The organism is Streptomyces sp. Rer75 (genome assembly GCF_013414305.1).
Lineage (GTDB): Bacteria > Actinomycetota > Actinomycetes > Streptomycetales > Streptomycetaceae > Streptomyces > Streptomyces himastatinicus.
In genome coordinates, this window is the sequence record NZ_CP058693.1 from 8,871,349 (window position 1) to 8,894,287 (window position 22,939).

Below are 22,939 nucleotides of genomic sequence, written 5' to 3' on the forward strand. Positions count from 1 at the left end.
GGTCTGTTCAAGGTGAACGCGCCCGACGGCGACCGGGTTCCCGAAAAGCAAAGCACACGTAAAAGGAGACGGCACACGCGCCGGTCGGCGACGCTGGCAGGATGAGTGGAGCGATCTCGTACGCATGGCGTGACCCCATCACCGACGAGGAGATGGCCGACCTCGTCCGCTCTCACGGCGGCAGAGCCGTCGCCGGTTGGTGGAGCAGGGTCAAGGAGCACAGTCTCGGCTGGGTGGGGGCCCGCGATGGTGATGGAGCTCTGGTCGGCTTCGTGAACGTGGCGTGGGACGGCGGCGCCCACGCCTTCTTGATCGATACGAAGACCCGGGGCACGCACCAGCACCGCGGTATCGGAACGGCTGTCGTCCGTTTGGCGGTGGCCCATGCGCGCGCCGCGGGCTGCGAGTGGCTGCACGTCGACTTCGAGCCCGGGTTGCGCGACTTCTATGTCGACGCCTGTGGCTTCCGCCCCACGGACGCGGGACTGATCCACCTGCCGCCCCCGGCAGCCGAACGGGGTCCGGAACAGGCGTCGGCGTAGCCGCGAGCGGCGGGCGGAGAGGCGTTACGAGGTTAGGGGCGATCAGGGGTTGGGGGGGCTTTTCGCCCTGCGTAGCGTTCCCGGCAAGCGCGCGTCGCAGTGTCGGGCGCCTTTTCGACCCGGGGTGGCTGTGGTGGGCAACCAGGAGAAGCTTCTCGACTACCTCAAGCGCGCGACCACGGATCTGCGCGCTGCCCGCAAACGCATCGCGGAGATCGAACACCGCGACCGGGAGCCGATCGCCATCGTCGGGATGGCGTGCCGCTATCCGGGTGGGGTGGACTCGCCCGAGGGGTTGTGGCGGCTGGTGGACGAGGGCGTGGACGCGATCTCGGAGTTTCCGGCCGACCGCGGCTGGGGCGTCGAGGACATCTACGACCCCGAGCCCGGCAAGCCGGGGAAGACCGCCGCTCGCGAGGGCGGGTTCCTCCATGACGCGGGCGAGTTCGACGCCCAGCTCTTCGGGATCAGCCCGCGCGAGGCGACCGAAACCGACCCCCAGCAGCGATTACTCCTCGAGGTGTCGTGGGAGGTGCTGGAGCGGGCCGGGATCGATCCGCTGTCGCTGAAGGGCAGCCCGACGGGCGTGTTCGCCGGGGTCATGTACCACGACTACGCGCGGGGCAGCAACGGAGGCAGCATCGTCTCGGGCCGGGTCTCCTACACCCTCGGGCTCGAAGGCCCCGCGGTGACCCTGGACACGGCGTGCTCATCGTCACTGGTGGCGATGCACATGGCGATGCAGTCGCTGCGTTCGGGAGAGTGCACGCTCGCCCTCGCGGGCGGCGTGACGGTGATGTCCACGCCCGAGATGTTCATCTACTTCAGCGAACAACGCGGTCTGGCGACGGACGGCCGCTGCAAGTCCTTCGGCGCGGGCGCGCATGGCGTCGGCTGCTCCGAGGGTGCCGGGATTCTCCTGCTGGAACGCCTGTCGGACGCCCGCCGCAACGGGCATCCGGTGCTGGCCGTCGTACGGGGGAGCGCCCTCAATCAGGACGGCGCCAGCAACGGCATGTCGGCCCCGAACGGCCCGTCACAGCGGCACGTGATCCGCCAGGCGCTGGCGAACGCGGGGTTGTCGACGGGTGATGTGGACGCGGTCGAGGCGCATGGCACGGGGACGACGCTGGGCGATCCGATCGAGGCGCAGGCGCTGCTGGCGACGTACGGCCAGGACCGCGCGGAGCCGTTGTGGCTGGGGTCGATCAAGTCCAACATGGGCCACGCCCAAGCCGCTTCGGGCGTGGCCGGGATCATCAAAGTGGTGCAGGCGATGCGGCACGGTGTGTTGCCGAGAACGCTGCATGCGGACGAGCCGACGCCGCAGGTGGACTGGTCGGAGGGCAACGTCCGGCTGCTGACCGAGCCGAGGAAGTGGCCGCGCGGCGAGCGTCCGCGCCGCGCGGGCGTCTCGTCGTTCGGCATGAGCGGGACGAACGCCCATGTGATCGTCGAAGAGGCGCCACCGGTCGAGGACGAGCCCGAGGAACGCCGCGAGCTGCCCGTGGCCCCCATCGTCGTCTCGGCCGGAACCGCCGAGGCGCTTCAGGCACAGGTCGAGCGGATCCGTGCGTTCGCCGACGACCACGACCAGCTTGATGTGGGCTTTTCGGCGGCGACGGGGCGTGCCGCGCTGGAGCATCGTGCGGTGCTGGTGGGGTCGGAGACGATCAGCGATGTGGTGGCGGGCGTCGGCGGCAAGGTGGCGTTTCTGTTCACCGGGCAGGGGAGTCAACGCCTGGGGATGGGACGGGAGTTGTATGACACCTTCCCGGTCTTCGCGGCGGCCTTCGATGCGGTGTGTGAGGCGTCGGGGCCGGCGTTGAAGGAGGTGGTGTGGGGTGGTGATGAGGCGGCCCTGGACCGCACGGAGTTCACTCAGCCTGCGATCTTCGCGCTGGAAGTGGCGTTGTATCGGCTCCTCGAGTCCTGGGGTCTTCGTCCGGACTTTCTGGCCGGTCACTCCATTGGTGAGGTGGCGGCGGCGCATGTGGCGGGTGTGCTGACCCTGGAGGATGCGGCGCGGCTGGTGGTGGCGCGTGGGCGGTTGATGCAGGAATTGCCGTCGGGCGGGGCGATGGTGGCGATCCAGGCCACGGAGGATGAGGTCGCGCCACTGCTGGACGGTGCGGTGGGGATCGCGGCGGTCAATGGCCCGTCGTCGGTGGTGGTGTCCGGTGCCGAGGATGCGGTGGCGGCGGTGGCCGGGCGGTTCAAGGACCGTAAGACGAGCCGTTTGTCGGTCTCGCATGCGTTCCATTCGCCGTTGATGGAACCGATGCTGGAGGACTTCCGGAAGGTGGCCGAGGCCGTCACCTACGGTCGGCCGGCCATCCGTCTGACGAAGGACGTGGCGTCGGCGGAGTACTGGGTGCGGCATGTGCGGGATGCGGTGCGGTTCGCCGATGACGTGCGTGCGTTGCGGGACGAGGGTGTGACGCGGTTCCTGGAGGTGGGGCCGGATGGTGTGCTGACGGCGATGGCGCAGCAGTCCGTCGAGGGCACGATGGCGGCCACGCTGCGCCGGGATCGTCCCGAGGTGGAGGGCGTGTTCGCGGGTGTGGGGCGGTTGTATGCGGTGGGTGTGCCGGTGGACTGGGCCGCGGTGTTCGCGGGGCGCGGTGCCCGGCGCGTCGAGTTGCCCACGTACGCCTTTCAACGCACACGCTACTGGCTGATCGAGCAGCCCACGGCCCTCGCCGGGGCCGACTCCGTCGACCATCCGCTGCTGACCTCGATGGTGGAGCTTCCCGAGGACGGCGGGGCGGTGTTCACCGGGCGGCTCTCCCTCGACTCCCACCCCTGGCTCGCCGACCACGACGCCTTCGGCGCGGTGGTGGTGCCCGGGCAGGTGTTCCTGGAACTGGCCCTGTTCGCCGCCGACCACACGGGCCGGGGCCGGGTCGAGGAGCTCGACCTCCATGCGCCGCTGGTCATGGCCGATCCCGAGGACGTCATGACGCTGCGCGTGCTGGTCGGTGAGGCGGGCGCCGTCAGCGTGCACGCGCGGCGTGACGGCCGGACGGCCTGGGTGAAGCACGCCACGGGCGTCCTGGCCGCCGAGGCCGACGGCCCCTCCTGGGCGCGCGATGAGGCGACGTACGCCACGGTGCTCGACGCCGCCGCAGAGGCCGCGGGCGTGCGCGCCGACGGCGAACCGACCCTCGCCCACGCGTGGCGCGGGGCCTCGGTGCGTGTCGGTGAGGAAGGGCGCCCGGTCCTGTCGGTGGAGTCGGCGGAGACACGTGCGATCTCCACGGAGGAGGTGCGGGCGCACACCGGAGGCCGTGAATCACTCTTCCACGTGGAGTGGATCGCCCCACCGGCGCCTCCCGCGGACTCCGAGATCGGCACCCACGTGGTCTATGCGTGCCCGCCGGTCGAGGACACCACGCCCGAGGGATTCCGTGCGCTGACCCGTCAGGTGCTGTCCGCCGTCCAGAAGTGGCTGACCGATGAGCAGACGGAGTCCGCGAGGCTCGTGGTCGTCACACGGGGCGCGACCGACGGCACCGACCTGGGGCATGCGGCGGTGTGGGGGCTGGTGCGCGCGGCGGAGGGGGAGTATCCGGGCCGGTTCGTCCTGGTCGACCTGGACGCCGAGGCCGACCCCGGCGCCGAACTGCCCGCGGAGGCGTTGCGCCTGCCCGACGAGCCCGAGATGGCCGTTCGCGACGGTGAGATCCGGGTGCCGAGGCTGGCCCGCGTCCCGGCGCTGGACGGCGCCCCGTCGTGGGGACCGGACGGTACGGTCCTGATCACCGGTGGCACGAGCGGGCTCGGCGCCCTGACCGCCCGCCACCTGGCCGGTGAGCACGGCGTCAAGAGTTTGCTGCTGACCAGCCGCCGCGGCATGGACGCACCGGGGGCGGCCGAACTCATCGCGGAACTCACCGAGTTGGGCGCCGCAGTGGAAGTGGCGGCCTGCGATGTCGCCGACCGGGACGCCGTGGCCGCCCTGGTGGCCGGACGGCGCCTGACGGGCGTCGTGCACTCGGCCGGGATCGTGGACGATGTGCTGCTCGGGGCGTTGACGCCCGAGCGGCTGGACGCTGTCATGAGGCCGAAGGTGGACGCGGCCTGGCATCTGCACGACCTCACCCGCGACCACGACCTCTCCGCGTTTGTGCTCTTCTCGTCCGTCGCGGGCACCCTCGGCGGCGCCGGACAGGGCAACTACGCCGCCGCCAACGCCTGGCTGGACGCGCTCGCCCGGTATCGCGCCGCCCGGGGGCTGCCCGCGCTGTGCCTGGGCTGGGGGCCATGGACCCAGGTCGGGGGCATGGCCGACCGGCTGGACGAGGCCGAGTTGCAGCGGCTCCGGCGCACCGGAATGCCACCGCTGTCCCCCGACGAGGGGCTCGCGCTGCTGGACGCCGCGACCGTGCCCGGGCGGCCGCCCGCGACGCTTCCGGTCCGCTTCGACCTGGCGGTGATGCGCACACAGGCCGAGACGGGGGCACTTCCCGCCCTGTTCGGCGGACTGGTACGCGCCCCGGCCCGCCGGGCATCGTCCGGCAGGGCGTCGCTGGAGCGGCGACTGAGCGGGCTGAGCGAGGCGGAACGCGAACAGCTCCTCGTGGACCTCGTACGTGGCCATGTTGCGCGCATCCTGGGGCACCACGGCGTCGAGGCCGTGCCGCCGGACCGCGCGGTGAACGAGCTGGGCCTCACCTCGCTGGGCGCCGTGGAACTGCGTAACGCGCTCAACGCCGAGACCGGTCTGTCACTGCCTCCGACCCTGGTCTTCGACTACCCGACACCCCTTGCCGTCGCCGGTCTGCTGCACGAGAACTACCGGCCGGTCGACGCCGACCCCGCCGCGCCGCTGCTGGCCGAACTGAGCCGGATGGAGACCGCCCTGACCGCGCTCGCGGCGGACGACGACGCGGCTCACGCCAAGGTCACGACCCGGCTGGAGGCGCTGTCGCGGCGGGCGCGGGACGCCCGGAGCGGCGTGGTGGCGGATGGCGGGCCGGACGGCGCCCCGGCGCCCGCTGCCGATGCTTCCGACGACGAGCTGTTCGAGGCGCTGAACAAGGAACTGGGACTGTCCTGACGGACACCGCGTCTGCTTGTGGACTTTCACGGATGGGTTGATGACGATGTCGAAGGACTCCAACGAGGACCGGCTGCGGGAGTATCTGCGGCTTGCTACCGGTGAGTTGCAGCAAACCCGGCGCCGTCTGCACGAGGTGGAGGACCGGGAGCGGGAGCCGATCGCGATCGTGGGAATGGCGTGCCGTTTCCCCGGTGGCGCGGCCACGCCGGAGGGGCTGTGGGAGCTGGTCGCCGACGGCCGGGACGCGGTGGGCGAGTTCCCCACCGACCGCGGCTGGAACCTGGACGGGCTGTACGACCCGGACGGGACGGGCGAGAACACCAGCTACGTCAGGCACGGCAGTTTCCTCGACGGCGCGGGCGACTTCGACCCGGAGTTCTTCGGGATCAGCCCGCTGGAGGCGCTGGCGATGGATCCGCAGCAGCGGCTGCTGCTGGAGACCTCGTGGGAGGCGGTGGAGCGGGCCGGGATCGACCCCCCGTCGCTGAAGGGCAGCGCCACGGGCGTGTTCGCGGGGCTGGTGTACCACGACTATCCGGGCAGCAGTGTGACGGGCGCGCTGGTGTCCGGCAGGGTGGCGTACACCCTGGGACTCGAGGGCCCGGCGGTGACGGTCGACACCGCCTGCTCGTCGTCGCTGGTCGCGCTCGACATGGCGGTCAAGGCGCTGCGCGGCGGGGAGTGTTCCCTGGCGCTGGCCGGCGGGGTGACGGTCATGTCGACGCCGGTCACCTTCGTGGAGTTCAGCCGCCAGCGGGGCCTGTCGCTGGACGGCCGCTGCAAGGCGTTCGCCGCGGCGGCCGACGGCACCGGGTGGGGCGAAGGCGTCGGCGTGCTGGTGCTGGAGCGGCTGTCGGAGGCGCGCCGCAACGGCCACCGGGTGCTGGCGGTCGTACGCGGCAGCGCCGTCAACCAGGACGGCGCCAGCAACGGCCTGACCGCGCCGAACGGCCCGTCCCAGCGCCGGGTCATCCAGCAGGCGCTGACGAACGCGGGCCTGTCCGCGGCCGACGTGGACGCGGTGGAAGCACACGGCACGGGGACGACGCTGGGCGATCCGATCGAGGCACAGGCGCTGCTGGCCACCTACGGCCAGGAGCGCCCGGACGACCGGCCGCTGTGGCTGGGATCGGTCAAGTCGAACGTCGGCCACACGCAGGCCGCCGCGGGCGTCGCGGGTGTGATCAAGATGGTCCAGGCGATGCGGCACGGAATCCTGCCCAAGACGCTGCACGTGGACGAGCCGACGCCGCAGGTGGACTGGTCGGCGGGGAACGTCAGGCTGCTGACCGAGGCCCGCGCCTGGCCCGAGGGCGACGGCCCGCGCCGCGCCGCCGTCTCGTCGTTCGGCGCCAGTGGGACGAACGCTCACGTCATCGTCGAGGAGGCGGTCGAGGACGCGCCGCCTGAGTCGACCGGCGCGCCCGAGTCGACCGGCGCGGCGGAGCCCACCGTCGCGGCGGAGCCGCAGGGCGGCTCGGAGCGCCCGGTGGTGCCATGGGTGATCTCGGGCAAGTCCGAGGCCGCGGTGCGCGCGTACGCGGCGCGGCTGGCGGACGTGGCGGCGGGGGAGCCGCGCCCGGTCGACGTGGGGTGGTCGCTGGCGACGCGGCGGGCGCCGTTCGCGTACCGGGCCGCGGTGGTCGGCGCCCGGGGGGAGGCGATCGCGCAGGGCCTCGCCGCCGTGGCGCAGGGGCAGGCCCCGGTGGTGTCGGCCCGCTCCGCGACCGGCCCGGTGATGGTGTTCCCGGGACAGGGGTCGCAGTGGGTCGGGATGGCGGTCGAGCTGATCGCGTCGTCCGAGGTGTTCGCGGAGCAGATGGCCGCCTGCGAAGAGGCACTGGCGCCCTTCGTGGACTGGTCGCTCCGCGATGCGCTGGGCGACGAGGCCATGTTGGAACGGGTCGATGTGGTCCAGCCCGTGCTGTGGGCGGTGATGGTGTCGCTCGCGGGGCTGTGGCGGCACTACGGCGTGGAGCCCGTCGCGGTGGTGGGCCACTCCCAGGGGGAGATCGCCGCCGCGAGCGTGGCCGGAGCGCTGTCGTTGCGGGACGGGGCCCGGGTGGTGGCGCTGCGCAGCAAGGCGCTGCCCGCGCTGTCCGGCCAGGGCGGGATGGTGTCGGTGGCGCTGCCCCGGGAGGAGGCGGAACGGCGGCTCTCCCGGTGGGGGGACCGGATGTCCATCGCGGCGGTGAACGGAGGCGCCTCGACGGTGGTCTCGGGCGAGGTGGGCGCCCTGGAGGAACTGCTCGCCGCGTGTGAGGCGGAGGAGGTGCGGGCCCGGCGGATTCCGGTGGACTACGCCTCGCATTCGGCGCAGGTGGAGCGGATCGAGCAGGAGCTGCTGGAGGTGCTGGCGCCGATCCGGCCCCGCGCCGCGCGCATCCCGTTCTACTCCACCGTGACCGGCGACCTCATGGACACCACGGGGCTGGACGCGGGCTACTGGTACCGGAATCTGCGGCAGACCGTGGAGTTCGACCGGGTGATCGGCCTGCTCACCGAGCGGGGCATGGACGTGTTCATCGAGGCCAGTGCGCATCCGGTGCTGGCACCCAGCATGGAACACACCGCGATCGGCACGCTGCGCCGCGACGACGGCGGCCTGGACCGCTTCCTGACCGTCCTGGCCCAGGCCCACACCCACGGCGTGGACGTCGACTGGGAGAAGGTGTTCGCCGGGACCGGGGCCCGGCAGGTGGAGCTGCCGACGTACGCCTTCCAGCACCGCCGGTACTGGCTGACCGATCCGGTGGGAGGCGCCGACGCGGTCTCGATGGGGCTGGGCGCGCTGGGCCACCCGCTGCTCGGAGCGATGGTCATGCTCGCGGACTCGGACGAGGTGGTGCTCACCGGACGGCTGTCGATCGGGGCCCTGCCCTGGCTGGCCGACCATGTCATCGACGGATCGGTCCTCTTCCCCGGCACCGGGTTCGTGGAGCTGGCCGTGCGCGCGGGCGACGAGGTCGGCTGCGGCCGGATCGAGGAACTGACCATCCACGAACCACTGGTCCTCACCGAGCGTGGCGGGGTGGCCGTACAGGTCGTCGTCGGGGCGGAGGACGAGGCGGGTCGCCACGCGGTCACGGTGTACGCGCGTGAGCAGGACGCCTTGGACCTGCCCTGGAACCGGCATGCCACCGGTCTGCTGACCTCGGCCACCTCCGCAGGCGGCGCCGACCTGACCGCCTGGCCGCCACCCGGGGCCGAGCCGATGGACCTGGATGTCGCCACCCTGTACGGGGAGTTGGTCGACCTGGGCCTGGCGTACGGGCCGACCTTCCAGGGACTGCGAGCGGCTTGGCGGTCCGGTGACGAGGTGTTCGCCGAGATCGCCCTGCCGGACGACGCCGAGCCGGATGCCTTCGGTCTGCACCCGGCCCTGCTCGACGCGGGCCTGCACGCGATCGGCCTGTCCCCGGCGGGGGCCGGTGACGCGGCCCTGCTGCCGTTCTCCTGGTCGGGCGTGCAACTGCACGCCTCCGGCGCGGGCGCGCTGCGGGTGCGCATCACCCCGCTCCAGGACGGTGTCGCGGCCCTGACGATCGGCGACGCGACCGGTCAACTCGTCGCCACCATCGACTCCTTGGTGCTGCGGCCGCTCACCGCCGTGCGGACCGCACCCCGCACCGAATCGCTCTTCCACGTCGCCTTGGCCCCGCTCCCCACCGGCGGGGACACGGCCACCGACACGGAGGTGCTGCGCGTCGCCGCCGGGTCCGATGTGCGTACGGCGGTGAACCGGGCGCTGGAGGCGCTCCAGACCGCCGCGTCGCGTCTGGCGGTGGTCACGCGGGGCGCGGTCCCGGTGTCCGGCGAGGACGACCCCGACCTGGCCGCGGCGGCGGTCTGGGGCCTGGTCCGCAGCGCCCAGACCGAGGACCCCGGCCGGTTCGTCCTGGTGGACTTGGACGACGCTGTCGCCGCCGCCGGGGCGGACGACGCGGCCGACGACGCGGCCATCGCGTCGGCGTGCGCGACCGGGGAGCCCCGGATCGTGGTGCGCGGGAACACCCTCTACGCCCCTCGGCTCGCCCGGCTCGCGGAAACAACGCGGACGGAGGACGAACCGGCGCCGGTGTTCGGTGACACGGTGCTGATCACGGGCGGGGTGGGGGTGCTGGGCGGTCTGATGGCCCGGCATCTCGTCACCGAGTACGGCGTACGACGGCTGCTGCTGACCGGTCGCCGGGGCGCGGACACCCCGGGCGCCGCCGAGCTGGTGGCGGAGCTGACCGGCCTGGGGGCCGAGGTGGAGGTGGCCGCGTGTGATGTGGCCGACCGGGAGGCCGTGGCCGCGCTGCTGGCGGGCCGGGAGCTGTCGGGTGTGGTGCACGCGGCGGGTGTGCTGGACGACGGGGTGATCGGGTCGCTGACGCCCGAGCGGGTGGACCGCGTGATGCGTCCGAAGGTGGACGCGGCGCTCCATCTGCACGAGCTGACGCGCGAGATGGAGCTGAGCGCGTTCGTGCTGTTCTCCTCGGCCGCCGGGGTCATCGGCTCACCGGGGCAGGGCAACTACGCGGCGGCCAACGCGTTCCTCGACGCCCTGGCCGCACACCGCCGCGCCCAGGGGTTGCCCGCGCTGTCCCTGGCGTGGGGCGTGTGGCAGACCAGCTCGGGGATGGCTGGGAGCCTGGGCGACGCCGACCGGTCCCGTATGACCCGCGGCGGCATCCTCCCGCTGTCCCACCGCGAGGGCTTGGCACTCTTCGACGCCGCGGTGCGCGCGGACGCCGCGGTGCGTGCGGACGCGGCGGTGCGTGCGGACGCGGCCGTGTCCGCGGACGCCGTACGAGGGAACGCGGCACGTGCGGACGCACCCGCCGCGGTCGTCCCCGTGAAACTGGACCTCGCGGCGGTCCGCGCGAGCGGTTCGGTGCCGGAGCTGCTGCGCGGGCTGGTCCCCGTCGTCACCCGCGGCACCGCCCGGAACCGGGCCGATGCGGACGGGCTCCGCCAGCGGCTGGTGGGCCTGTCCGAGGACCAGCGGCTGGAGACGCTGCTGACCCTGGTCCGCGGCCAGGCCGCCATGACGCTCGGCTACGCCGGGCCGGAGGCCGTCGACCCGGAGCGTGCGTTCCGCGATCTGGGGGTCGACTCGCTGGCCGCGATGGAGCTGCGCAACGCGCTGGGCCAGACGACGGGTCTGCGGCTGCCGGTCACGTTGGTGTTCGACTACCCGACCCCCGCCGTCCTCGCGCGCCATCTGCTGGACGAGGTGTCGGGGACCGTGAACGAGCGCCACGTCCGGCCGGTGGTGACCCCGGCCGACGACGATCCGATCGCCATCATCGGCATGGCCTGCCGCTATCCCGGTGGGGTGGCCTCGCCGGAGGACCTGTGGCGGCTGGTGGACGGCGGGACGGACGCCATCTCGGCCTTCCCGGACAACCGCGGCTGGAACCTGGAGCGGATCTACGACCCCACGGCCACCCGACCGCGGACCACCTACGTCGACCAGGGCGGATTCCTGTACGACGCGGCCGAGTTCGACCCCGGCTTCTTCGGGATCGCGCCGAACGAGGCGATGGTCATGGATCCGCAGCAGCGGTTGCTGCTGGAGACCTCCTGGGAGGTGCTGGAGCGCGCCGGAATCGATCCGACGACGCTGAAGGGCAGCCCGACCGGTGTGTTCGCCGGGATGATGTACCACGACTACAGCCAGAACAGCAGCACGGGCGCCATCGTCTCCGGCCGCGTCGCCTACACCCTCGGTCTCGAGGGCCCGGCCGTCACCGTCGACACCGCCTGCTCGTCCTCCCTGGTCGCCCTGCACCTGGCCGCCCAGGCGCTGCGGTCGGGCGAATGCACACTCGCCCTCGCGGGCGGCGTCACCGTGATGGCCACGCCGGACAACTTCATCGAGTTCAGCGAGCAGCGGGGCCTGTCGCGGGACGGCCGGTGCCGGTCCTTCGCCGCCGCGGCCGACGGCTCCGGCTGGGGTGAGGGCGTGGGCATGCTGCTGGTGGAGCGGCTGTCGGACGCCCGCCGCAACGGCCACCCCGTCCTGGCGGTCGTACGGGGCACCGCGACCAACCAGGACGGCGCCAGCAACGGCCTGACCGCCCCCAACGGCCCCTCCCAGCAGCGGGTGATCCGGCAGGCGCTGGCCAACGCGGGCCTGGCGCCGGCCGAGGTGGACGCGGTCGAGGCGCACGGCACGGCCACCACGCTGGGCGATCCCATCGAGGCGCAGGCGCTGCTCGCCACGTACGGTCAGGGCCGCTCCGGCGACGAGCCGCTGTGGCTGGGGTCGATCAAGTCGAACATCGGCCACACCCAGGCGGCGGCCGGTGTGGCGGGCGTCATCAAGATGGTCCAGGCGATGCGGCACGGCGTCCTGCCGAGGACGCTGCACGTGGACGAGCCGACACCGCAGGTGGACTGGGCGGCGGGCGAGGTCCGGCTGCTCACCGAGGCGCGGGAGTGGCCACGCGGCGACCGCCCGCGCCGCGCGGGCGTGTCCTCCTTCGGCATCAGCGGCACCAACGCCCACGCCATCATCGAAGAAGCCCCGACGGTCGAGGAAACGCCCGTGGAGCGGCGGGAGTTGCCGGTAGTTCCGCTGGTGGTCTCGGCCCGTACACGGGCGGCGCTGGACGCCCAGCTCGACCGGATGACCTCCGTCGGGCAGGATGCGCTGGACGTGGCGTACTCGGCCGCGACGGGCCGGGCCGTGCTGGAGCACCGCGCCGTGCGGGTCGGGTCGTCCGAGACCGTCATCGGTTCGGTCACCGAAGGCAGGCTGGCGTTCCTGTTCACCGGGCAGGGCAGCCAGCGGGTGGGGATGGGCCGGGAGCTGTACGACACGTTCCCGGTGTTCGCGGCGGCGTTCGACGAGGTGTGCGACGCGCTCGACATGCCGTTGCGCGAGGTGATGTGGGGCGACGAAGTCGCCCTGAACCGCACCGAGTTCACCCAGCCCGCCGTCTTCGCGCTCGAAGTGGCGCTGTTCCGGCTGATGGAGGCGTGGGGCATCACGCCGGACGTGCTGACCGGGCACTCCATCGGCGAGGTGGCGGCGGCGCATGTGGCCGGGGTGTTCGGCCTCGCCGACGCGGCCCGGCTGATCACGGCGCGCGGACAGCTGATGCAGGCGCTGCCGCCCGGCGGCGCCATGGTGGCCATCCAGGCCACCGAAGAGGAGATCACCCCGCTCCTCGGCGAGCAGGTGGGGCTCGCGGCCGTCAACGGCCCGGCGGCCGTGGTCGTCTCCGGCGCCGAGGATGCCGTGACCGCGCTCGCCGAGCGGTTCGGTGACCGCAGGACGGCCCGGCTGAAGGTCTCGCACGCGTTCCACTCCCCGCTGATGGACCCGATGCTGGAAGACTTCCGGGAGGTCGCCGAGAGCGTCACCTACCACGAACCGGCCATCCGGCTCACGAAGGACATGGCGTCGGCGGAGTACTGGGTGCGGCATGTGCGGGACACCGTGCGGTTCGCCGACGATGTGCGCTTCCTGCGGGACGAAGGCGTCACCCGGTTCCTGGAGATCGGCCCGGACGCCGTACTGACGGCGATGGCCCAACAGACCGCCGAGGGCACGATGGCGGCGGCGCTGCGCCGCGACCACCCCGAGACGGAAAGCCTGTTCACCGCCGTCGGGCGGCTGTTCACCGCCGGAGTCCGCGTCGACTGGGACGCCGTTCTCGGCGGCCGCGGGGCACGGCGCGTCGATCTGCCGACCTATCCCTTCCAGCGGCAGTCGTACTGGCTGGAGTCGGGGCGCGGGGCGGAGGCGTCCGACCATCCGCTGCTGGACGCGGCGGTCGGGGTCGCGGGCACGGACCAGACCGTGCTGACCGGGCGGCTGTCGCCCGGGACACAGCCGTGGCTCGCCGACCACGTCGTCGGCGGCGGGCTCCTCTTCCCCGGTACGGGCTTCGTCGAGCTGGCCGTCCGCGCGGGCGACGAAGTGGGATGCGGCCGGATCGAGGAACTGACGATCGAGGCGCCGCTGGTCCTCGCGGAGCGCGGCGCCGTGGCCCTTCAGGTGCTGGTCGGGCCGGACGACGGCTCCGGCCACCGGCCGGTCGAGGTGTACTCGCGCGGCGAGGACGAGATCCATCAGCCCTGGGCCCGCCACGCCGCCGGAACTCTGGCCCCGGCCACGGGCGACGGCGCGCAGGAGGGGGCGCAGTGGCCGCCGACCGGGGCGGAGCCCGTGGACGTAACGGGCCTGTACGAGGCGCTCGCGGACGCCGGAGTGGCGTACGGACCGGTCTTCCAGGGGCTGAAGGCCGCCTGGCGGCGCGGCGACGAGGTGTTCGCCGAGGTCGTGCTGCCCGGCGCGGCGGACCGGTTCGGGCTGCACCCGGCGCTGCTGGACGCGGCGCTGCACGCGATCCCGCTGCTGTCGGCCGACGACCGCGTCGTCCTTCCCTTCGCCTGGACGGGCGTGGAGCTGCACGCCTCCGGCGCCGATGTGCTCCGCGTGCGGGTCACCTCATCCGGTCAGGACCAGGTCACCCTGGACGCCGTGGACGGCACGGGCCGACCCGTCATCTCCGTGAACTCCCTGACCCTGCGGCCGATGGCGACACCGTCGCTCGCCCGCGTCGACTCGCTGTTCCGGGTGGAGTGGACACCCGTGGCGCCGGTGGCGGCGGCCGCACAGGACCACGGTGACATCACGGTGTGGCGAGCCGGGGGTGATGATGTCCGGTCCACGCTGCAATCCGCGCTGACGGCGCTCCAGTCGGAGACCGGCACCCTGGCGGTCGTCACCCGCGGCGCGGTGTCGGTGGCCGGTGAGGACGCCACCGACCTGGCCGGTGCGGCGGTGTGGGGGCTGGTGCGCAGCGCCCAGTCGGAGGATCCGGGGCGGTTCGTCCTGATCGACGCGGCCGGTGCGGAGGACGAGGCGGACATCGCTGTGGCGTTGGCGGCGGGGGAGCCGCAGGTGGCGGTCCGGGACGGAAAGGTCTACGTACCGCGGTTGCGGGCCGCCTCGGTGACGGAGTCCGAACCGTCGTCCATCTTCGGCGACGCGGTGCTGGTCACGGGCGCGTCGGGGGCGCTGGGCGGGCTGGTGGCGCGCCATCTGGTGACCGGACACGGCGTGCGGCGGCTGCTGCTCACCAGCCGCCGCGGGATGGACGCACCGGGCGCCGCCGAGCTGGTGGCGGAGCTGACCGGGCTGGGCGCCGAGGTGGAGGTGGCCGCGTGTGACGTGGCCGACCGCGAGGCGCTGGCGGGGCTGCTGTCGGGCCGGGAGCTGTCGGGTGTCGTCCATGCGGCGGGTGTGCTGGACGACGGGGTGATCGCGTCGCTGACGCCGGAGCGGATGGACCGGGTGCTGGGTCCGAAGGTGGACGCGGCGCTGCATCTGCACGAGCTGACGCGCGAGATGGAGCTGAGCGCGTTCGTCCTGTTCTCCTCGGCGGCGGGTGCGATCGGCTCGCCGGGGCAGGGCAACTACGCGGCGGCCAACGCGTTCCTGGACGCCCTGGCCGTACACCGCCGAGCCCAGGGTCTGCCCGCCCAGTCCCTGGCCTGGGGCCTGTGGGCGACCGACGCCGGGATGGCCGGGGAACTGGCGGACCACGACCGGCAGCGGATCGTCCGTACGGGGCTGGCGGGGCTGTCGCCCGCCGAAGGGCTGAAGCTCTTCGACACGGCCGCCGCACTCACCGCCCCCGTACTGGTCCCCATGAGCCTGGACACCAAGGCGCTGAACGCGGCCGAGGCGCCCCCGATGCTGCGCGGCCTGGTACGCGGCTCCTCGCGGCGTGCCGTGTCGGCGCGGCACGACGAGGGCAGGGCGGCCGCGCTGCGGCAGCGGCTCGCCGCACTGCCCGCCGACGAGCGGTACGACGAACTGCTCACGCTCGTCCGCACCCATGCGGCGGCCGTGCTGGGCCACGCGGGCCCGGAGGCCATCGAACCCGGGCGGGCCTTCGGCGACCTCGGATTCGACTCGCTGGGCGCGGTCGAATTCCGCAACGCCGTCAACGCCGCCACCGGGCTGCGGCTGCCCCCCACCCTGATCTTCGACTACCCCAACGCCCGGGTGCTGGCCGAACACCTCGCCACGGAACTGGCGCCCGCCCACGCCGACGGTGACACGGGTGCCGACGAGGACACGGTCCGCCGCCTGCTCGCCTCGATCCCGCTCACCCGGCTGCACGACGCGGGGCTGATGGACACCCTGCTCGAACTCGCCGGTGCCGCCCCCGCCACGGCCGCGCCCGCTGCGGAGCAGCAGGACGCGATCGACGCGATGGACACCGAAACCCTCATCAGCATGGCGCTCCAGGACACCGCCCTGGCCGCCCTGGACGACGACGCGACGCGGGAAGCCTGAGGACACGATGGCCGACACCGACCACAAACTCGTGGCGGCGCTGCGTGCGTCGCTCAAGGAGACCGAGAGTCTGCGCGCCCGCAACCGCGCCCTCCAGGCCGCCTCCCGCGAACCCATCGCGATCGTGGCGATGAGCTGCCGCTACCCCGGCGCGGCCTCGCCCGAGGAGCTGTGGCGGCTGGTCGCCGACGGGACGGACGCCGTCTCACGGTTCCCCGCCGACCGCGGCTGGGACGAGACGGCCATCTACGACCCCGAGCCCGGGCGCCCCGGCAAGACGTACAGCCGGGAAGGGGCGTTCCTGTACGACGCGGCCGAGTTCGACCCTGAGTTCTTCGGGATCGCGCCGAACGAGGCGATGGTCATGGATCCGCAGCAGCGGTTGCTGCTGGAGGCGTCGTGGGAGGTGCTGGAGCGGGCGGGGATCGATCCGACGACGCTGAAGGGCAGCCCGACCGGTGTGTTCGCCGGGATGATGTACCACGACTACACCTACAACAGCAGTACGGGCGCCATCGCCTCCGGCCGCGTCGCCTACGCGCTCGGTCTCGAGGGCCCGGCCGTCACCGTCGACACCGCCTGCTCGTCCTCGCTGGTCGCCCTGCACTGGGCGGTCCAGGCGTTGCGCTCCGGGGAGTGCTCACTCGCGCTCGCGGGCGGTGTCACGGTGATGGCGACGCCCGAGACGTTCATCGAGTTCAGCCATCAGCGCGGGCTGGCGCCCGACGGCCGCTGCAAGTCGTACGCGGCGGCCGCCGACGGCACCGGCTGGGGCGAGGGCGTGGGCATGCTGCTGGTCGAGCGGCTGTCGGACGCGCGCCGCAACGGCCACCCCGTCCTGGCGGTGGTACGGGGGAGCGCCCTCAACCAGGACGGCGCCAGCAACGGCCTGACCGCGCCCAACGGCCCCTCCCAGCAACGTGTGATCAAGCAGGCCCTGGCCCACGCCCGGATATCCGCCGACCAGGTCGATCTCGTCGAGGGGCACGGCACGGGGACGACGCTCGGCGACCCGATCGAGGCGCAGGCCCTGCTCGCCACGTACGGCCAGGACCGCCCGGACGACCGCCCGCTCTGGCTCGGCTCGATCAAGTCGAACATCGGCCACACCCAGGCCGCGGCGGGTGTGGCGGGCATCATCAAGGTCGTTCAGGCGATGCGGCACGGTGTCATGCCGAGGACGCTGCACGTGGACGAGCCGACACCGCAGGTGGACTGGGCGGCGGGCGAGGTCCGGCTGCTCACCGAGGCCCGGGAGTGGCCGGACGAGGGGCGTCCGCGCCGCGCGGGCGTGTCCTCGTTCGGCATCAGCGGGACCAACGCCCACGTCATCATCGAGGAGGCGCCGCCCGTCGAAGCCCAGGAGGAGGCGGCGGCTCCGGCCGTGGCGGGGCCCGTCCTGTGGACGCTGTCCGCCCGGAGCCCGGAGGCGCTGCGCGCACAGGCCGAACGCCTCCACTCCCACCTGGGCGAACGGCCGGACCTGGCCCCCGTGGACGTGGCCTTCTCGCTGGCAACCGGCCGTGCGGCCCTCGAACACCGGGCGGCGATCGTCGCCGACGGCCGTACGGGCCGTACGGACCTCCTCGCGGGCCTCACCGCGCTGGCCCGGGGAACCTCGTCGCACTCCGTCGTCACCGGCAGGGCCCGCGAGGGCAAGGTGGCGTTCCTGTTCACCGGGCAGGGCAGCCAACGCCTAGGCATGGGACGGGAGTTGTATGACACCTTCCCGGTGTTCGCGGCGGCGTTCGACGCGGTGTGCGATGCAACGGAGCTGCCGCTGAAGGAGGTGATGTGGGGCGATGACGAGGAGGCCTTGCACCGCACGGAGTTCACCCAGCCCGCGATCTTCGCCGTGGAAGTGGCGCTGTACCGGTTGGTGGAGTCCTGGGGGCTTCGCCCGGACTTCCTCGTCGGCCACTCGATCGGGGAGCTGGCGGCGGCCCATGTGGCGGGTGTGCTGAGTCTGGAGGACGCCGCGCGGTTGATCACGGCCCGGGGACGGCTGATGGGCGCGCTGCCGCCCGGCGGAGCCATGGTGGCGATCCAGGCGACCGAAGACGAAGTGGCGCCGCTCCTCGGCGAACGGGTGGGGATCGCGGCGGTGAACGGCCCGTCGTCGGTGGTGGTGTCCGGTGCCGAGGACGCGGTGGCGGCGGTGGCCGGGCGGTTCAAGGACCGTAAGACGAGCCGCCTGTCCGTCTCGCATGCGTTCCATTCGCCGTTGATGGACCCGATGCTGGAGGACTTCCGGAAGGTGGCCGAGGCCGTCACCTACGGTCGGCCGGGGATCCGGCTGGTCAAGGACGTGGCGTCGGCCGAGTACTGGGTGCGGCATGTGCGGGAGGCGGTGCGGTTCGCCGATGATGTGAGCCGTCTGGAGAGCGAGGGCGTGACCCGGTTCCTGGAGATCGGGCCGGACGGCATCCTCACGGCCATGGCCCGGCAGACAGTTCCGGACGCCACGACGACGGCCGCCCTGCGCCGCGATCGCCCCGAAGCCGGAACGCTGCTGACGGCGATCGCGCACCTGCACACCACGGGCGCCTCTCCCGACTGGACGGCCCTCTTCGCGGGACGGGGAGCACACCGCGTCGACCTGCCCACCTACGCCTTCCAGCGCGGCCGCTATTGGCTGTCGGCGCCGGTGGCCGGGGAGGGCGGAGACGCGGTGTCCCTGGGCCTCACCACGCTCGACCACCCCCTGCTGACCGCAGAAGTCGCGGTTCCGGGCTCCGAGACCGTGGTGTTCACGGGGCGGCTGTCGACGGACACCCAGCCCTGGCTGGCCGACCACACGGTGCTCGGCACGACGCTGCTGCCCGGGACCGCGTACGTCGACATGGCCGTACGCGCGGGCGACCAGGTCGGCTGCCGCATCCTCGAAGAGCTGACCCTGCACGCGCCGCTGGCCCTGCCCGAGGGCGGCGGTGTGCGGCTCCGGCTGACCGTCGGCGAACCGGCCGACACCACGGGACGACGCCCCCTCACCCTCCACGCGCAGGCCGAGGACACCGACGACGCGGAGGCGGCCTGGACCCTGCACGCGGAAGGTGTGCTGACGCCCGGGGACACCGCCGCGCCGCCGCCCTCCGGCCTGACCGAGTGGCCACCGCCCGAGACGGCGAGAATCGCCACCGACGACGCGTACGACCGATTCCATGACATCGGCTTCGCCTACGGCCCGGCATTCCAGGGGCTCAAGGCGGCCTGGCGCGTCGGCGACGAGACCTTCGCCGAAGTGGCACTCGGCGACGCGGCCGGCGCCGGGCGATTCGTACTGCATCCGGCCCTGCTGGACTCCGCGCTGCACGCGGTGCTGCTCGGCACGGGCGAGGACGACGCGACGGCCTTGCCGTTCGCCTGGAAGGGGGTCCGGTTGCACGCCTCCGGCGCCACGGCCGCGCGCGTCCGGCTCACGCCCAAGGGCGAGGGCGCGACGGAGGTACGGATCGCCGACGCCCAGGGGCGGCCCGTGGCGTCCGTGGAGTCGCTGATGGCGCGGGAGGTGTCGGCCGAACAGCTCGCCCCGGCGTCCGCACGGCCCGGCGACTCCCTCTTCCACGTGGCGTGGACACCCGCCTCCGCCCCCACCGTCGGAACGGACTGGACGGTGGTCGCCGACCTGGCGGAACTCACCGACCCGGTGCCCGCCACGGTCGCGTTGACACTCCCCGGCGGCACGGGTGACCTCGCCGACGACGTCAGAAGGGTCACCGGCGACACACTCCGAACCCTTCAGACCTGGCTCGCGGACGAACGGTTCGCCGACCGCAGGCTCATGGTGGTCACCCGCGGCGACCACCTCGCCCACGCGGCCGCCCGCGGACTGGTCCGCGCCGCCCACGCGGAGGACCCGGAGCGCTTCGCGCTCCTCGACACGGACGGCCGCGGTGACCCGGAGACGATCGGCCGGGCCATCGCGTCCGGCGAACCGGAACTGCGCCTCCAGGACACCGCACTCCTCGCCCCCCGCCTGGCGCGCACCCCCGCGGACCCGGAACACCCACCCGCCTGGGACCGGCTCGGAACCGTGCTGATCACCGGCGGTACGGGCGGCCTCGGCGCGCTCGTCGCCCGCCACCTGGTGGCCGAGCACGGCGTCCGCGACCTGCTGCTGACCAGCCGACGCGGCATGGACGCCGAGGGCGCGGCCGACCTGCGCCAGGAGCTGACCGGCCTCGGCGCGACGGTCGAGATCGCGGCCTGCGACGTGGCGGACCGGGCCGCGCTGAAGGCGCTGCTCGCCGATCGTCCGCTCGGCGCCGTCGTGCACACCGCCGGGGTGCTGGCCGACGGACTGATCGCCAACCTGACACCGCACAGCCTGGACCAGGTGCTGCGTCCCAAGGTGGACGGCGCGCTCAACCTGCACGACCTCACCCGCGGCCACGACCTGGGCGCCTTCGTGCTGTTCTCGTCGTCGGCGGGTGTGCTCGGCGCGCCCGGCCAGGGCAACTACGCCGCCGCCAACACCTTCCTCGACGCGCTCGCCCACCACCGCCACGCCGAAGGGCTGCCCGCGCAGTCCCTCGCCTGGGGGCTGTGGGCGGACACCGGTGGCATGGCGGGCGGCCTGAGCGAGGCCGACCTCCGGCGACTGCGCCGCCAGGGCATGCCCGCGCTGTCGGCGGTCGACGGTCTCGCGCTGTTCGACGCCGCGTCCGCCCGTACCGAACCGGTGCTGGTGCCGATGGGGCTGGACCTGCGGGCGCTGCGCGGCGGGAGCGGTGGCGAACTCCCCGTACTGCTCCGCGGGTTGGTCCCGGCCACGCGGCGCCGTACCGCGGCCGCCGATCCCGCGGTGCTGCGGCGCGAGCTGGCGGCCCTGCCCGCCGAACGGCGGGAGGGAGCGCTGCGCGATCTGGTGCTGAGCCTGGCCGCCACCCTGCTCGGGCACAGCGGCCCCGAGGCGGTCGACCCCGAACGCGACTTCCTGGAGTCCGGGTTCGACTCGCTCACCGCGATGGAGCTGCGCACCGCGCTGAACGCCGCCACCGGGCTGAAACTGCCCGCGATGGCGGTGTTCGACAGCAAGAACCCGTCCCTGCTGGCCCGTCTCCTCGCCGACGAGCTGGCCGGGCTCTCCGCCACCGGGCCACAGCCGCACACGAAGGCACAGCCGCGGACAGAGAAAGAGGCGGAGACGGACGAGAGTGTCACCGACCTGTTCCGGCGGGCCGTCCACGCCGGTGACACCTCCGGCGCGCTGGCGCTGATGTCGGCGGTCGCGGCGCTGCGGCCCCGCTTCGCCACGCCCGGCGACTTCGGCCGCGCCCCGAAGGCGGTGCGGCTGGCCGACGGGCCGCGCCGTACCCGGCTGATCTGCCTGGCCACGCCCATGGCGGCGGGCGGTGTGCACCAGCACGCCCGGCTGGGCGCGGAATTCCGGGACGTCCGCCACGTGTCGGCCCTTCCACTGCCCGGATTCGCCCGCGACGAGCCACTGCCCGGTTCGGCCGAGGCACTGTCGCGCGTCCTGGCCGACGCCGTGCTGGAGGCGGCCGAGGGCGAACCGTTCGCCCTGCTCGGCTACTCCTCCGGCGGCATCATCGGCCACGTCCTCGCCCGACACCTGGAGGAGGTGGCGGAGGTCCCGCCCGCCGGGCTGATCCTGATCGACACCTTCCGCGTCGACGACACGGCGATGAAGTTCGGGTTCGACCAGCTCATGCGGGAGGTGCTGGCGATGGAGTCGGCCTACGGACCGTACGACGCGGCGCGGCTGTCGGCGATGCCGTACTACTTCCAGGTGCTGGGGGACTTCGCCCCCGTGACCCTGGCCGCGCCGACCCTGTTCGTCCAGGCGGCCCAGCCGTTCGTGGAACCGCCCGAGGGCGTCGACCCGGCCGAGATGAGGGCCCGGCCCTGGGACCCGGACCACACGCTGCGCACCGTGCCGGGCGACCACTTCTCGCTCGGGCAGGAGCACGCCCCGACCACCGCCCGGACCATCGACGAGTGGCTGACGACGCTCGACTGAGACGCGACCGACGTACACGTTCCCCCGGGGACGTCCACGCCGCCCACGGGCGACGCGGAACCCCGCTGCTGAGCAGGACCCGAACCGAGGTGGTTTGAGACATGGCGCCCACGCCAACGGCCAAAGGAACCGTCCCCTTCCGGGAGTACCGCACCTGGTACCGCGTCACCGGACAGCCGGGGTCGGGCCGCCCGGCCCTCGTCGTCGTCCACGGCGGCCCCGGGTCCACGCACGACTACCTGATCCGGCTGGCCGACTTCGCCGAACGCGGCTGGCCCGTGGTGCACTACGACCAGATCGGGAACGGGGGCTCCACCCATCTGCCGGACGCCGACCCCGGTTTCTGGAACCCTCAGCTCTTCCGCGACGAGCTGGACAACCTCCTGCACCGGCTCGGCATCGCCGACGACTACATCCTGTTCGGGCAGTCGTGGGGCGGGATGCTCGCCGCCTGGCACGCCTCGGCCCGCCCCGCCGGGCTGCGCGGCCTGGTCGTCGCCAACGCCCCCGCCTCCTACCCGCTGTGGCTGTCGGAGATGGATGTCCTGCGCGCCCAGCTGCCACCCGGCGTGGACGACACGCTGCGGCGCCACGAGGCCGCGGGCACCACCGACAGCGACGAGTACCTGGAGGCGATGCTGGTCTTCTACAGCCGCCACGTCTGCCGCCTCGACCCGTGGCCCGCCGAACTCATGGCCTCGTACCTGGAGGCCGTCACCGACCCGACGGTCTACCGCACCATGAACGGGCCCAACGAGTTCCACGTCATCGGCAGCCTCCGCGACTGGTCGGTGATCGACCACCTGCCCCGCATCAACGTGCCCACCCTGGTCGTCTCCGGCCGCCACGACGAGGCCACTCCGGTCACCGTGCGCCCCTACCAGGACCTCATTCCGAACGCCCGCTGGGAGATCTTCGAAGACTCCAGCCACGCCCCGCACCTCGAAGAACCGGAACGCTTCACCGAGGTGCTCGGCACATTCCTTGACACGGTCGGCGCGACCGGCGCGCGGACCACGACGGTGAGCGGAGGCTGAGAC

Annotated in this window: 4 protein-coding genes and 1 pseudogene; all 5 read left to right on the forward strand. The window is 73.1% G+C overall.

What is annotated here, in order from left to right; genetic code table 11:
- Window positions 1-101 precede the first annotated feature (101 nt).
- Window positions 102-542, forward strand: a complete 441-nt coding sequence (locus tag HYQ63_RS38000) for a GNAT family N-acetyltransferase (protein ID WP_179938217.1) — start codon at window positions 102-104, stop codon at window positions 540-542.
- Window positions 543-591: 49 nt separating this feature from the next.
- On the forward strand, window positions 592-5,604 hold the full coding sequence (locus tag HYQ63_RS38005; protein WP_373689179.1) for an SDR family NAD(P)-dependent oxidoreductase: 5,013 nt from the start codon (window positions 592-594) through the stop codon (window positions 5,602-5,604).
- 40 nt (window positions 5,605-5,644) lie between these two features.
- Entirely contained in the window at window positions 5,645-15,916 is a 10,272-nt protein-coding gene (locus HYQ63_RS38010) for a type I polyketide synthase (RefSeq protein WP_257232407.1), read from the forward strand.
- A gap of 34 nt (window positions 15,917-15,950) precedes the next feature.
- Window positions 15,951-21,899, forward strand: a pseudogene (locus HYQ63_RS38015) (type I polyketide synthase); the annotation flags it as partial.
- Between the two features lie 101 nt (window positions 21,900-22,000).
- Window positions 22,001-22,936 (forward strand): proline iminopeptidase-family hydrolase, encoded by a 936-nt coding sequence (locus HYQ63_RS38020; protein ID WP_179938220.1) that lies wholly within the window; start codon window positions 22,001-22,003, stop codon window positions 22,934-22,936.
- Window positions 22,937-22,939: the final 3 nt, after the last annotated feature.

Coding starts and splice junctions, on each gene's coding strand:
- HYQ63_RS38020 (WP_179938220.1), top strand. CDS start 22,001: ATGGCGCCCACGCCAACGGCCAAAGGAACCGTCCCCTTCCGGGAGTAC.
- HYQ63_RS38010 (WP_257232407.1), top strand. CDS start 5,645: ATGACGATGTCGAAGGACTCCAACGAGGACCGGCTGCGGGAGTATCTG.
- HYQ63_RS38000 (WP_179938217.1), top strand. CDS start 102: ATGAGTGGAGCGATCTCGTACGCATGGCGTGACCCCATCACCGACGAG.